At 59.4% G+C, this 12,234-nt stretch carries 17 protein-coding genes; 1 reads left to right on the plus strand and 16 read right to left on the minus strand.

Translation table 11 applies throughout. The annotated features are described in order from the left end of the window. Nucleotides 1–268 precede the first annotated feature (268 nt). Complete coding sequence (locus CUU80_RS05365; RefSeq protein ID WP_100496293.1) at nucleotides 269–2,449, minus strand: circularly permuted type 2 ATP-grasp protein; 2,181 nt, start codon at nucleotides 2,447–2,449, stop codon at nucleotides 269–271. Between the two features lie 273 nt (nucleotides 2,450–2,722). Between CUU80_RS05365 and CUU80_RS05370 the strand changes: the two genes are divergently transcribed. Further along, nucleotides 2,723–3,637: a tRNA pseudouridine synthase A gene (locus CUU80_RS05370; protein WP_100496421.1), complete on the plus strand. Its 915-nt coding sequence runs from the start codon at nucleotides 2,723–2,725 to the stop codon at nucleotides 3,635–3,637. 206 nt (nucleotides 3,638–3,843) lie between these two features. Here CUU80_RS05370 and rplQ read toward each other — a convergent pair whose 3' ends face one another. From rplQ to CUU80_RS05445, 15 genes are all read right to left on the minus strand, one after another. Next, the gene (rplQ, locus tag CUU80_RS05375) at nucleotides 3,844–4,338 is read right to left on the minus strand and encodes a 50S ribosomal protein L17 (protein ID WP_100496294.1); all 495 of its coding nucleotides are present in this window, start codon (nucleotides 4,336–4,338) and stop codon (nucleotides 3,844–3,846) included. Nucleotides 4,339–4,437: 99 nt separating this feature from the next. After that, nucleotides 4,438–5,433 carry a DNA-directed RNA polymerase subunit alpha gene (locus tag CUU80_RS05380; protein WP_100496295.1) on the minus strand — a complete coding sequence of 332 codons (996 nt, stop codon included), beginning with the start codon at nucleotides 5,431–5,433 and terminating at the stop codon, nucleotides 4,438–4,440. 80 nt (nucleotides 5,434–5,513) lie between these two features. After that, entirely contained in the window at nucleotides 5,514–5,912 is a 399-nt protein-coding gene (gene rpsK / locus CUU80_RS05385; protein WP_003814580.1) for a 30S ribosomal protein S11, read from the minus strand. An 87-nt stretch (nucleotides 5,913–5,999) separates the two neighbouring features. Further along, complete coding sequence (gene rpsM, locus CUU80_RS05390; RefSeq protein ID WP_100496296.1) at nucleotides 6,000–6,377, minus strand: 30S ribosomal protein S13; 378 nt, start codon at nucleotides 6,375–6,377, stop codon at nucleotides 6,000–6,002. A 149-nt stretch (nucleotides 6,378–6,526) separates the two neighbouring features. Beyond that, nucleotides 6,527–6,640 (minus strand): 50S ribosomal protein L36, encoded by a 114-nt coding sequence (gene rpmJ / locus CUU80_RS05395; protein WP_003842636.1) that lies wholly within the window; start codon nucleotides 6,638–6,640, stop codon nucleotides 6,527–6,529. Nucleotides 6,641–6,661: 21 nt separating this feature from the next. Next, nucleotides 6,662–6,880 (minus strand): translation initiation factor IF-1, encoded by a 219-nt coding sequence (gene infA / locus CUU80_RS05400; protein ID WP_003808114.1) that lies wholly within the window; start codon nucleotides 6,878–6,880, stop codon nucleotides 6,662–6,664. Between the two features lie 152 nt (nucleotides 6,881–7,032). Then, nucleotides 7,033–7,593 (minus strand): adenylate kinase, encoded by a 561-nt coding sequence (locus CUU80_RS05405; protein WP_100496297.1) that lies wholly within the window; start codon nucleotides 7,591–7,593, stop codon nucleotides 7,033–7,035. A gap of 132 nt (nucleotides 7,594–7,725) precedes the next feature. After that, nucleotides 7,726–9,063 carry a preprotein translocase subunit SecY gene (secY, locus tag CUU80_RS05410; protein WP_100496298.1) on the minus strand — a complete coding sequence of 446 codons (1,338 nt, stop codon included), beginning with the start codon at nucleotides 9,061–9,063 and terminating at the stop codon, nucleotides 7,726–7,728. Nucleotides 9,064–9,253: 190 nt separating this feature from the next. Then, complete coding sequence (rplO, locus tag CUU80_RS05415; protein ID WP_100496299.1) at nucleotides 9,254–9,706, minus strand: 50S ribosomal protein L15; 453 nt, start codon at nucleotides 9,704–9,706, stop codon at nucleotides 9,254–9,256. Between the two features lie 2 nt (nucleotides 9,707–9,708). After that, a complete protein-coding gene (gene rpmD, locus CUU80_RS05420; protein WP_100496300.1) occupies nucleotides 9,709–9,894 on the minus strand; it encodes a 50S ribosomal protein L30 in 186 nt (61 codons plus the stop codon). 5 nt (nucleotides 9,895–9,899) lie between these two features. Further along, nucleotides 9,900–10,631, minus strand: coding sequence for a 30S ribosomal protein S5 (gene rpsE, locus CUU80_RS05425; protein WP_100496301.1), 732 nt, complete (start codon nucleotides 10,629–10,631; stop codon nucleotides 9,900–9,902). Further along, a complete protein-coding gene (gene rplR, locus CUU80_RS05430) occupies nucleotides 10,628–10,999 on the minus strand; it encodes a 50S ribosomal protein L18 (protein ID WP_100496302.1) in 372 nt (123 codons plus the stop codon). The genes rpsE and rplR overlap by 4 nt, the downstream gene beginning before the upstream one ends. 1 nt (nucleotide 11,000) lies before the next feature. After that, complete coding sequence (rplF, locus tag CUU80_RS05435; protein ID WP_100496303.1) at nucleotides 11,001–11,540, minus strand: 50S ribosomal protein L6; 540 nt, start codon at nucleotides 11,538–11,540, stop codon at nucleotides 11,001–11,003. Nucleotides 11,541–11,557: 17 nt separating this feature from the next. Beyond that, a complete protein-coding gene (gene rpsH / locus CUU80_RS05440; protein WP_100496304.1) occupies nucleotides 11,558–11,956 on the minus strand; it encodes a 30S ribosomal protein S8 in 399 nt (132 codons plus the stop codon). Nucleotides 11,957–12,048: 92 nt separating this feature from the next. Then, nucleotides 12,049–12,234 (minus strand): type Z 30S ribosomal protein S14, encoded by a 186-nt coding sequence (locus CUU80_RS05445; RefSeq protein WP_003814530.1) that lies wholly within the window; start codon nucleotides 12,232–12,234, stop codon nucleotides 12,049–12,051.

Here is a 12,234-nt window from a genome sequence, read left to right on the forward strand (position 1 = left end):
GGCTACCAATACTTTCTGGTACATATCATGTGGCATATGCCACCCAGCGACTTCAGACATTCGCGTACGGCCGGCGACGAATCCAACATATCGACGTACAACGGGCATACTCGAACGCCATTCGTGTGCTACTACCATACCATTGCCGTCCGTCAGCGGCGCTGTGGAGCAAAGAGAACAGGAAAACCGTTTCGGACAACCGCATACGGAACAAGCGCGTACGACAGTCGCTCGAAACAGTCACAGGGCAATCGAACAGCAAACGGCGTCAGGGGCGTTTGGCATCCATGTTCATCGAGCTCAACGATCCCATGTCCTTGATGGCCAATGCGCTGATACGACCGGAGTAGTCGTCGAGGTACTTTTTCAGCAGGTCGGCGACATTCTGGTATCCGCGTGAGGGCAGCTGGCCCACAAGCCAGCTCAACCCGTCGGCAAAGCAACTGGGCAACGGCATACCGTCAAGCACCATCGAATAGGAGGCCAGCTTCTTGAGCGGCGCCTCCATATCGGCCATCGTCAAGCCGAATCGCGTATACAGATCGATGCGCTCCAGATACTTGCCAATGAAGATGAAGGCCTTCAGCGTCGGATCGACCGACGAGTTCTCGATGCCTCCCCAGAAGGCGAGCATGTCATCAGCCAGATCGCGATGGTTGTAGAGATCCTCGGCGTTATCGGCCTTTCGCGCGGCATCGGTGATGTTCGTCATGGCGAGTTCCACATACTGCAGCAGACGCGAGCTTAATTCGGGGCGCAGAATCACGGCGTTGTTGAACGCCGCGGTCACGGCCGATCGCACCGAGTCGGGATTGGTGCCGTCATAGAGGAAGTTGCGGACGAACTCGTCGAAGTCTTCGAAATCTTCAGGCAGGTCGAGCGCATGCGCAAACGGACGGAAAGCATCCACATCCGTGTCCATCACGCGGTCATAGAACGGGAAGAATTGGTTCAACGTCGTGAACGCACGTTCGGTGTAGCGGCCAAGCCAGTACAGGTTATCGGCCTTGGACGCGGTGACCAGCGACAACGAGTGATGGCGGGACTGGCTGAGCAGGTTGGCCACCTGCACTTCGGCACCGAACTCATGCTCCACTCCGGTTTCGGGAGCCAGCACCCACGTATCCTTGAAGCCGCCGCCTTGCGAGGAGTTGACGATCATCTGCCCGGGCACCGACGAGTAGCGGGTCAGACCCGAATACCAGACGTGCGTGTTCTTGCCGGTGACCACGAAAGCACGCAAATCGCACTTGCGCGGCGACATCCGTCCGGTGGACGGGTCGAATACGTCGATGTCGCGGAACTGGATCACCTCTTGGGCGATGAAACGGCGAGGCTCGGCCTTGATACGGTCCGCCAGTTCCTCGCGGGCCTTGGCATCCAACGACGATCCGAACACCACGCCATAGCCGCCGGCTTCTGCCACGTCCTTGATCACCAGTTCGCCGAGCCGGTCGAGCACTTCCTTGCGATCGGCCTCGAACATCGGCATATAGGTCGGCGCATTGTGCAGAATCGGTTCTTCGCCGAGATAATACTTGATCATCTGTGGCACGAAGTAATAGATGGCTTTGTCATCGGCCGCACCGTTGCCAGGCGCATTCACGATGGCCACGTTGCCGGAACGGTATGCGGAAAGGATTCCCGGCACGCCGATCACCGAATCCGGGTTGAAGGCGAACGGATCCAAGTACTCGTCCGAAAGGCGACGGTACACCACGCCAACGCGATGGCGCTTGCCCGCATAGTCGAGGAAATAGACCTTGTTATCCACCACTTCGAGATCCTCCGGGAAGGCAAGCGCAGCCCCGGTTTTCTCGGCCAGATACGCGTGCTCGAAGAATGCGGAATTGTACCGGCCCGGGGTCAAGACCACGGCGATGCCCTCGGTGGACACGAAATCCATGGCTTTGCGCAACAGGCGAGGATATTCTCGATTGTCTCGAATATGCACGTCACGGAACAGTCGCGGCGAGATTCGACGCTCGATGTCACGTACGAACAGCGGATAGCTGGCGCCCGACGGAATACGCAGGTTGTCTTCCAGCACCCACCAGCGACCGTCTTCGCCTTGCACCAGATCCTCGCCGGCGATATGCGCGAAAATGCCTCCAGGAGGAGTGACACCATTGACTTGCGGGAAGTAACCGGCGGAGGTGTACACGTATTCCTCGGGAATCACGCCGTCATGGATGATGCTCTTGTCTGAATAGATGTCTTTCAGATAGGCGTTAAGGGCGTTGACGCGTTGCTTGAGGCCCTTTTCCAATTCGTCGAACTCATCCGATTCGATGATGCGCGGCACCGGATCGTAGGGGAACAGTCGATCGTGATACTCACCGTTCTTGTAGATGCCGAAACGCACGCCATTACGTGACAGCTCACGGTTGATGGCCTCGCGACGGTTCACCAGTTCATGCGCCAGCTTGTGTGCCGCTGATTCGATCATGCTGTCTGCTCCTTGCCTTTGCCGTGACTCGACCGGCCGTTTCGGGCCGTTCCATACGTCTGCTGCCACCCCCTTTCGGTAGATTCCGGCGACGCTTTGAGCGCGCTGACGCCAACCGCAAGGGGTCTTGTTGTCTGTAATCTATGCCGGGCCCGTTTCGGCAATCGCGCGGATATGTTACGGGCAGGTCACTTGGGTATGCGCGTGGGTGGGGCCCGAGTATGCACGTGGACATGATGCCTTCCGATGCCGATAGGATGGTGGGCTATGACGATGACACGACTTCGCCTTGATTTGGCTTACGACGGTGGTGGGTTTTTCGGTTGGGCACGCCAGCCTAAGTTGCGCACGGTGCAGGGGACGATTGAGAATTCCCTGCACAAGGTGCTGCGGGTGCCCGTCGATGATCCGGACGAGCCGTTGCGACTCACGGTTGCGGGCCGTACGGATACCGGCGTGCATGCGTCACATCAGGTGGCGCATCTCGACGTATCGCCGGAGGTGCTCGCCCGATGCCAGGGCCACATGGACGTGCCAGTCTGCGAGGCTTTGGCCCGCCGGCTCAAGGCCGTGCTGCCCGCGGACATCGTGATGCATCGGGTGTCCGTGGCGCCGGATGGGTTCGACGCCCGGTTCTCCGCGCTGGAACGCACGTACGTGTACCGTGTGGCCGACCGGTCGAGCGAGGTGGACCCACGGCTGCGCGGCTGTGTGCTGCGGGTTGATGAGGCCCTGGATGTGGATGTGATGAACAAGGCCGCATCTATGACCATTGGATTGCATGATTTCGGTTCGTTCGCGACGCCGAATCCCGGTGGCACCACGATTCGCGAGGTCAAAACCGCGTATTGGCGCCGGGTACCGGCCGCTCCCCTGGTTCCGGAAGGACTGGCCATGGGCGAGGCCTATCGGACGCCGTCATTGGAGTCCGGACTGCTGGTGTTCACGATCGTGGCGGACGCCTTCGCCCGCAACATGGTGCGTTCCCTGGTCGGCTCGTGCGTGAAGGTGGGATCGGGACGCAAGTCCTTGGATTGGTTCGCCGGGAAAATGGCCGAACCCGTGCGTGAGGGTTCAAGCGGGCCGATTGCGCCGCAGGGGCTGACGCTGGAGCACATCGCATATCCCCCGGACGACCAGCTGGCCTCCCGAGCCGAGGCGATTCGCGCTGTACGCACACTTCCCTAAATCCCATGGCATCCGCATGGCGTTCAAACACCCCCGTATCACAGTTCGCCCGGTTAACCGTACCGTGCGAAATATGCCGCACGCCGTGAGGGAGTGAATATCGCCGGATATGAAATTTGAGATTTGCAAGATATGAAAAGAGGGTTGGAATCGCTTGGATTCCAACCCTCCAAAATGAGCGCTGTAGAGCGGTTAACTCAGTGAGCTCACTCAGCGTTCTCGGCAGGAGCCTCGGCAGCGGCAGTCTCTTCGGCCGGAGCTTCGGTGGCCTCGGCAACCGGAGCTTCAGTCTCGGCGACCTTGGTGGCAGCTTCAGCTTCCTTCACGACAGCCTTCTTGGCAACCGGCTCAGTGACGAGCTCGATGATGGCAGCCGGAGCGGCATCGCCGACGCGCGGAGCGATCTTGACGATACGGGTGTAGCCACCCTCACGCTGCTCCATCTGCTCGGCAATCTGGGTGAACAGCACGTGCACCACGGACTTGTTGCGAATGACGCGCATCACGCGACGGCGGGAGTGCAGGTCACCACGCTTAGCGAGGGTGATCAGGCGCTCAGCCAGCGGACGAAGACGCTTGGCCTTCGGCAGCGTAGTGGTGATACGGCCGTTCTGGAACAGGCTGGTCGCCATGTTTGCCAGCATGAGGCGCTCGTGCGCGGGGCTGGAAGCCAGACGCGGGCCCTTCTTAGGTGTAGGCATTGGGTTTACTCCTTATATGTTCGCAACGCCAGGCAAGCAGGTGGGCAGATGCCCGAACATCCGCTTGCCTAGTAGCGAACGATTATTCAAAGAGGCAGGTCACTCGTCTTCCGGCGAGAAGAACGTGCCACCTTCGAGGTTGTTGGTATCGAAAGCCATCGGCGAGGACTTGAGGCTCAGACCCAGGGTCTGCAGCTTCTCCTTGACCTCATCGATCGACTTCATACCGAAATTGCGGATGTCGAGCAGGTCCTGCTCGGTGTGGGAGACAAGCTCGCCGATGGTGTGGATGCCCTCACGCTTGAGGCAGTTGTACGAACGCTGCGTCAGGTTGAGGTCCTCGATCGGGACTGCCATCTCGGGGTTGGTCTCCTCGGCTACCGGAGCCGGGCCAACCTCTACGCCCTCCGCCTGAACGTTGAGTTCACGGCACAGGCCGAAGAGCTCAACCAGGGTCGAGCCGGCGGAAGCCACCGCATCACGCGGAGAGATGGCGGGCTTGGTCTCCACGTCCAGAATGAGCTTGTCGAAGTCCGTGCGCTGTTCCACACGGGTGGCCTCGACCTTGTAGCTCACCTTGAGTACCGGGGAGTAGATGGAATCGACCGGGATACGACCGATCTCATCATTGTCCTGCTTGTTCATCTGGGCCGGTACATAGCCACGGCCGCGCTCGACGGTGAACTCGATTTCGAGTTCGCCATCTTCCGCGAGGGTGGCGATATGCTGATCCGGGTTGGCAATGGTGACGCCGGCCGGCGGGGTGATGTCCCCGGCGACAGCCTCGCCCTTGCCGCTCTTGCGCAGATACATGACCACAGGCTCGTCATATTCGCTGGTGAGCACGATGCCCTTGATGTTCAGCAGGATCTCGGTAACGTCTTCCTGAACGCCGGGCAGAGTGGTGAACTCATGCAGGGCGCCGGAAATACGCACGGAAGTCACGGCTGCACCCGGGATGGAGCTCAGCAGCGTGCGACGCAGCGAGTTGCCGAGCGTGTAGCCGAAGCCAGGCTCAAGCGGCTCGATGGTGAAGCGGGAGCGCTGCGGATTCAGAGATTCCTCGGTAAGAGTCGGACGCTGTGCAATAAGCACTGTGGTTATCCTTTCAGCTTGAACTCGGTGGTGCACTCACCGGTCAGGCGGTTTTGGATGGATTTGGTATTGCTGAGTGCTCAGACGCGACGACGCTTCGGAGGACGAACGCCGTTGTGGGCTTGCGGGGTGACGTCGGTGATGGAACCAACCTCAAGACCCGCGGACTGCAGGGAACGGATGGCGGTTTCACGACCGGAACCCGGGCCCTTGACGAACACGTCGACCTTCTTGACACCGTGCTCCATCGCCTTGCGGGCGGCGGACTCGGCAGCCATACCAGCGGCGTACGGCGTGGACTTACGGGAGCCCTTGAAGCCGACATCGCCACCGGAGGCCCAGGACACCACGGCGCCGGACGGATCGGTGATCGAAATGATCGTGTTGTTGAAAGTGGACTTGATGTGAGCCTGGCCGACCGGGATCGACTTACGATCGCGACGACGGGGCTTACGAGCGGCTTGCTTAGGCGCTGCCATTGACCCTCGTTTCCTAGTAACGAACTTATTTGTTGGTGTCCGAGCGATGGTCTGTATACATTGCCGTGGCTCGGATCGTGCCACCTATTACTTGGTGGCCTTCTTCTTTCCGGCGACCGTACGCTTCGGGCCCTTGCGGGTGCGGGCGTTGGTCTTGGTGCGCTGGCCGCGCACAGGAAGTCCCTTACGGTGACGCTGGCCTTGGTAGCAGTTGATCTGAATCTTGCGACGAATATCCGCATCGATTTCACGACGCAGATCACCCTCGATCTTGTAGTTGGCTTCGAGGTAGTCACGCAGCGTAATCAGCTGCTCGTCGGTGAGATCCTTGACGCGGATGTCCGGGTTGATACCGGTCGTGGCAAGCGTTTCCTTGGCACGAGTGCGACCCACACCGAAAATGTAGGTGAGGGCGATCTCGATGCGCTTCTCATTGGGGATGTCGACTCCGGCAAGACGTGCCATTGCGATTCCTTCTTGTTTCCGTAGGTCTTGCACCCACTCGCCCGGTTTCCCGGCACGGGCCTACGTACCCGTGGTTCAGTGTCGTTCCCTTGCGGGGAAGCACTGTGAGGGAGTGCCTTGTTTTACTGGTGCCGCTGGAGAATCTGCTCTCAGCCCTGACGCTGCTTGTGGCGCGGGTTGATGCAGATCACCATGACGCGGCCGTGACGGCGGATCACGCGGCAGTTTTCGCAGATCCTCTTCACGCTAGGGCTGACCTTCATGGTTATCCTTTACTTTGTACCTTACTTATAACGGTACGTAATGCGTCCGCGGTTGAGATCATAAGGGCTCATCTCTAGCACCACACGATCCTGAGGCAGAATGCGAATGTAGTTCTTACGCATCTTGCCGGAAATCGTTGCGAGCACGATATGCTTGTTTTCGAGTTCAACGCGGAACATCGCGTTCGGCAATGCTTCCACTACCTGACCTTCGACTTCAATCACACCGTCTTTTGCCATGCGCCTCTGGTTCCTATCCCTTGGACGAATTACTTAAGATATGTCCGAAGACACACCAACTTATAACTATATACGCAGGATGCCCGTATGCAGCACTCGGCGTGTCGCATACGGGCATCTCGTGATAAATGTGATATTCGCTTTCCGACGGCTCAGCTCAGCGCGGCGATAATCGTCTTGCTGATCTCGGCGATTTCGCCTACACCATTGACAGCGACCAGCAGACCGCGGGACTTGTAGGTGTCCAGCAGCGGAGCGGTCTCCTTCTCATAGGTTTCCAGACGCTTGGCGATGGCCTCAGGAGTGTCGTCGGCACGGCCCTGTTCGGCGGCGCGCTTCTTCATACGCTCCAGCAGCACCTCACGATCGGCGTCCAGAGCCACGACGTGATCCAGCGGGGTGCCGAGCTCGGCCAGCATCTCGTCGAGAGCCTCGACCTGTGCGGCGTTGCGCGGATAGCCGTCGAGAATCCAGCCGTTCGCGCAATCCTCCTTGGCCAGACGATCCTTGACGATCTTGTTGGTCAAGGAATCCGGAACCAGCTCGCCCTTATCGGTGTAGCTCATGGCTTCAAGACCAAGCTCGGTCTTGTTCTTGATGTTGTAGCGGAAGATATCACCAGTGGAAATCGTGGGGATGTTGAAGTGTTCGGCGAGCAGGGCAGCCTGAGTGCCCTTGCCGACGCCCTGAGGGCCCATGATGAGCAGACGCATGGTGGTCTCCTTATGTATTGGTTATTGATACGGTTGTGGCTCCCCGGTGAAGGGGAGCCATTGAATTTTGGCAAACGGACCACGAACAAGAAAGAACTGATGGTTCGTCATCCGACGTCCGTCAAGAGGGCGTCAGCCTTCCTTATGATCCACGTTCTCCAGCAGGAAGCCGGTGTACTGGAACTGCTCGGTCTGAGCCTTCGCCTGACGCAACGTATCCAGTCCCACGCCGGCGATAATCAGAATCGTGGTGCCGCCGAACGGCAACTGAGCGTTGAGGCCCAGGCTCATGATCAGCACGGTAGGAATCAGAGCCACGAACAGCAGGTACACGGCACCGACCGTGTTCAGGCGATTCATGACGTAAGTCAGGTAACGGCTCGTGGCGTTGCCGGCACGGATACCCGGAATGAAGCCACCGTACTGCTTCATGTTGTCGGCGGTCTCGTCCGGGTTGAACGTGATCGAGGTGTAGAAGAAGCAGAAGAACACGATCATCAGGGCGTACAGCGCGATGTACCACACGGAAGTGGTGTTCGCCAGATTGGAGTTTATCCACTTGACCCAAGACTGATCATCATTGCCGAACTGGGCGATCAGCGTCGGGATGGCGAGAATCGAGGACGCAAAGATCGGAGGAATCACACCGGACATGTTGATCTTCAGCGGCAGGTATGTGGAGGAACCGCCGTACATCTTGCGGCCGATCATACGACGGGTGTACTGCACCGGAACACGACGCTGGCACAGCTCGACGAAGTCCACGAAGATGAGAATGACCACCAGCACGCTGACCACGATGCCGAACTTGATCCAGTCGCCATCAGTGCCGTTGGTACCATAGCCGATCTCCCACAGCTGCGGCAGGAAGCCGGAGCAGATGGACATGAAGATCAAGATGGACATGCCCTGGCCGATGCCCTTATCGGTGACGAGCTCTGCCATCCACATGATCAAACCGGTGCCGCCGGTCATGATAAGCACCATGACCACCAGGTTCCATACGGAACCGTCGGGAATCACCTGATCGCACATGTTGTTGAACAGCGCGCCGGAACGGGCAGTGACCAGAATGGTAGTGGACTGCAGGACCGCCAGACCGATGGTCAGATAACGGGTGTACTGGGTGAGTTTCGCCTCACCGGACTGGCCTTCCTTATGCAAAGCCTCAAAGCGCGGAATAACCACACGCAACAGCTGTACCACGATGGATGCGGTGATGTATGGCATAACGCCCAGCGCAAAGATGGACAGCTGGAGCATAGCGCCACCGGAGAAGAGGTTCACCAGACCGATGAAGTTCTCCTGAGAGGTGTTGCCAAGCTTGGCCATGCAGTCGTTCACCACGTTGTAATCGACACCCGGAGTCGGAATAAACGACCCGATGCGATAGACGATGATGATGAACAGTACGAAAAGGATCTTCTTCCGCAGTTCCTTGGTCTTCAGGGCCTGGATTAATGTCCTCACCTGGGTTTCCTCCCTATAGCGTGCCCAACGCACGCGAGAATACACAAACTATCGAACGAGCATAGTCTAACGTGCCTACTTAAGACACCCTTATCTCAAGATGCTCGCCCGAATATATTGAATAACCCCTTCCACCATCTTGATGGAAGGGGTTATTCATTGAGCTGTAATAAGGCGCTCAGAGAACGAATCAGTCCTCGGAGACGGAGCCGCCAGCAGCTTCGATCTTGGACTTGGCGGAAGCCGAAGCCTTAACACCCTTCAGGGTGAATGCCACGGTGGTCTCGCCTTCGCCCAGAACCTTGACCGGAGCGTTGTTGCGAACAGCGCCCTTGGCCACCAGATCGGCCACGGTCACTTCGCCACCCTCGGGGAAGATCTCCACGAGACGGGCGATGTTGATGACCTGGAACTCGACCTTGAACGGGTTCTTGAAGCCACGAAGCTTCGGCAGGCGCATGTACAGCGGCAGCTGGCCGCCTTCAAAGCCAGGACGCACGTGATTGCGCTTGGTCTGGCCCTTAGCGCCACGACCGGAGGTCTTGCCCTTGGAGCCTTCACCACGGCCAACGCGGATGCGATCCTTGTTGGCACCCGGGGCGGGCTTCAGGTCGTGCATCTGCAGGATTTCGTTATCTGCCATAATCAGTCAACCTCCTCAACGGTGACCAGGTGACGCACGGCGTTCACCAGACCACGGTTGGCCGGGGTGTCCTCACGGACCACGGTCTTGCCGATCTTGTTGAGGCCGAGGGTCTTGATGGTGGCGCGCTGAGCCGGAGTACGGTTCACGATGCCGTGGTGCAGGGTAATCTTCAGGTTCTTAGCCATGATTCTCACTCACCATCCTTCTCATCAGCGGCGGCCTTGGCAGCAGCCTCTTCACGGGCCTTGCGAGCCTCGGCGATGCCGGCGGCACGGGCACGCAGCAGAGCGTCGGGAGCGACCTCGTTGAGGGCCAGACCACGACGGGCGGCGATCTCCTCGGGCTCCTCAAGCTGCTTGAGGGCATCCACGGTGGCGCGCACCACGTTGACCGCGGTGGCGGAGCCCATGGACTTGGACAGCACGTCGGTAATGCCTGCGCACTCCATGACGGCGCGCACAGAACCACCGGCGATTACACCGGTACCCGGGGCGGCCGGACGCAGCAGCACAGTGCCGGCGGCGTCGTGACCCTGAACCGGGTGGGTGATGGTGCCGCGGACGCGAGGCACAGTGAACATGTGCTTCTTGGCGTCAAGCTGGCCCTTGGCGATGGCGGCCGGGACCTCACGGGACTTGCCGTAGCCGACACCCACGGTGCCGTTGCCGTCGCCGACAACAACCAGAGCGGCGAAGCTGAAGGTACGGCCGCCCTTGTGGGTCTTGGACACACGGTTGATGGTCACCACGCGATCGAGCATCTCGTCGCCGCGGTTCTCCTCGCGACGGTTGCGACGCTCGCCACGGCGGCCTTCACCGCGCTGGCCACGACGACCCTTGCGGTCCTCGTTGTTGGATTCGGTCGCCACAGTGTTCTGAGTCTCTTCAGCCACTTGGGTTTCCTTCGTTTCGTTGTCGCTCACAGTGCAAGACCTCCCTCGCGGGCGCCTTCAGCAACGGCTGCGACGCGACCGGTGTACTTGTTGCCACCGCGGTCGAAAACGACCTCGGTGATGCCAGCGGCCTTGGCCTTCTCGGCGATCAGCTGGCCAACCTTCTTGGCGGCTTCGGACTTGGTGCCCTGGAAGCCGGCGAAATCAGCCTGCAGGGTGGAAGCAGAGACCAGGGTGATGCCCTTGGTATCGTCTACCACCTGAGCAACCATGTGACGGTTGGAACGGGTGACCACCAGGCGCGGACGCTCGGGGGTGCCGGAGATGCGCTTGCGGATACGTGCGTGACGACGCTTGAGAGCAGTCTTCTTGCCTTTTCCGAGAATAGCGACGCTCATATCACTTACCAGCCTTTCCAGCCTTGCGCAGGATGCGCTCATCGGCGTACTTGACGCCCTTGCCCTTGTAGGGTTCCGGAGCGCGCAGCTTGCGGATGTTGGCGGCAACCTGGCCCACGGCCTGCTTGTCGATACCCTTGACGATCACCTGGTTGGCGTTCGGCACCTCGAAGGTGATGCCTTCGGGCGGGTTGACAGTGATGGTGTGGGAGTAGCCGAGGAAGAACTCGATGCCCTTGCCCTTGGCGACGGCGCGGTAACCGGTGCCGACGATCTCAAGGGTCTTGGAGTAGCCATCGTGCACGCCCTTGACCATGCCGGCCATGATGGAACGGGCCAGACCGTGCTTGGCACGGGTCGGGCGCAGATCATCAGCCGGGGTGAGGACGATCTCGTTGTTCTCCACAACAGCGGTGATGCCTTCCGGAATCACGTAGGAATCAGAACCCTTAGCGCCCTTGGCGGTGAAGTTCTGGCCCTCGATAGTGACTTCGACGCCAGCAGGAATGGCGATAGGGAGCTTACCAATATGCGATGCCATGTTTCAGCTCTCCTTTCTCACCACACGAAGGCGACAATCTCGCCGCCAATGCCTCGGTCGAGGCATTCCTTCTGAGTCAACAGTCCCGAGGAGGTCGAGATGATGGCGATACCCAGGCCACCGAGCGGCATCGGCAGGGAGTCGGACTTGGCGTAGCGACGCAGGCCCGGCTTGGAGATGCGCTTGATGCCCTGAATGGAACGCTCACCGTTCGGACCGTACTTGAGGGTGACCTCAAGAGTCTGGCCGACCTTGGCTTCCTTAGCGGTGAAGTCCTTGATAAAGCCTTCGCGCTTCAGGATCTCGGCGATGTTCGCCTTGAACTTGGAGTACGGCATATCCACGGTTTCGTGCTTGGCCGCGCTCGCGTTACGCAGACGAGTCAGCATGTCTGCGATCGGATCTGTCATTGTCATTTGGGCTAATTGCCCTTTCTCGCTATGGTTTCCGCCGCCCTCGCGTCTGCATTATGCAAGACGTTCGGGCCGCGGACCTTCAGCGTCGATGTTTACCAACTGGACTTCGTAACTCCGGGCAGCTCGCCGCGATGGGCCTTCTCACGAAGGCAGATGCGGCACAGGCCGAACTTGCGGTAGACGGAGTGGGGACGACCGCAGACCTGGCAGCGCGTGTAAGCGCGGACCTTGAACTTCGGCTTGCCGGCCGCCTTGTTCTTCAGAGCGGTTTTTGCCAT

Source organism: Bifidobacterium scaligerum (assembly GCF_002802865.1).
GTDB classification, from domain to species: Bacteria; Actinomycetota; Actinomycetes; order Actinomycetales; family Bifidobacteriaceae; genus Bifidobacterium; species Bifidobacterium scaligerum.

Bases quoted from the DNA above. Each gene is read 5' to 3' on its own strand.
- CUU80_RS05365 (WP_100496293.1), bottom strand. From the start codon at position 2,449: ATGATCGAATCAGCGGCACACAAGCTGGCGCATGAACTGGTGAACCGT.
- CUU80_RS05370 (WP_100496421.1), top strand. From the start codon at position 2,723: ATGACACGACTTCGCCTTGATTTGGCTTACGACGGTGGTGGGTTTTTC.
- rplQ (WP_100496294.1), bottom strand. From the start codon at position 4,338: ATGCCTACACCTAAGAAGGGCCCGCGTCTGGCTTCCAGCCCCGCGCAC.
- rpsK (WP_003814580.1), bottom strand. From the start codon at position 5,912: ATGGCAGCGCCTAAGCAAGCCGCTCGTAAGCCCCGTCGTCGCGATCGT.
- rpsM (WP_100496296.1), bottom strand. From the start codon at position 6,377: ATGGCACGTCTTGCCGGAGTCGACATCCCCAATGAGAAGCGCATCGAG.
- rpmJ (WP_003842636.1), bottom strand. From the start codon at position 6,640: ATGAAGGTCAGCCCTAGCGTGAAGAGGATCTGCGAAAACTGCCGCGTG.
- infA (WP_003808114.1), bottom strand. From the start codon at position 6,880: ATGGCAAAAGACGGTGTGATTGAAGTCGAAGGTCAGGTAGTGGAAGCA.
- CUU80_RS05405 (WP_100496297.1), bottom strand. From the start codon at position 7,593: ATGCGTCTGCTCATCATGGGCCCTCAGGGCGTCGGCAAGGGCACTCAG.
- rplO (WP_100496299.1), bottom strand. From the start codon at position 9,706: ATGGCAGATAACGAAATCCTGCAGATGCACGACCTGAAGCCCGCCCCG.
- rpmD (WP_100496300.1), bottom strand. From the start codon at position 9,894: ATGGCTAAGAACCTGAAGATTACCCTGCACCACGGCATCGTGAACCGT.
- rplR (WP_100496302.1), bottom strand. From the start codon at position 10,999: ATGAGCGTCGCTATTCTCGGAAAAGGCAAGAAGACTGCTCTCAAGCGT.
- rplF (WP_100496303.1), bottom strand. From the start codon at position 11,540: ATGGCATCGCATATTGGTAAGCTCCCTATCGCCATTCCTGCTGGCGTC.
- rpsH (WP_100496304.1), bottom strand. From the start codon at position 11,956: ATGACAATGACAGATCCGATCGCAGACATGCTGACTCGTCTGCGTAAC.
- CUU80_RS05445 (WP_003814530.1), bottom strand. From the start codon at position 12,234: ATGGCAAAAACCGCTCTGAAGAACAAGGCGGCCGGCAAGCCGAAGTTC.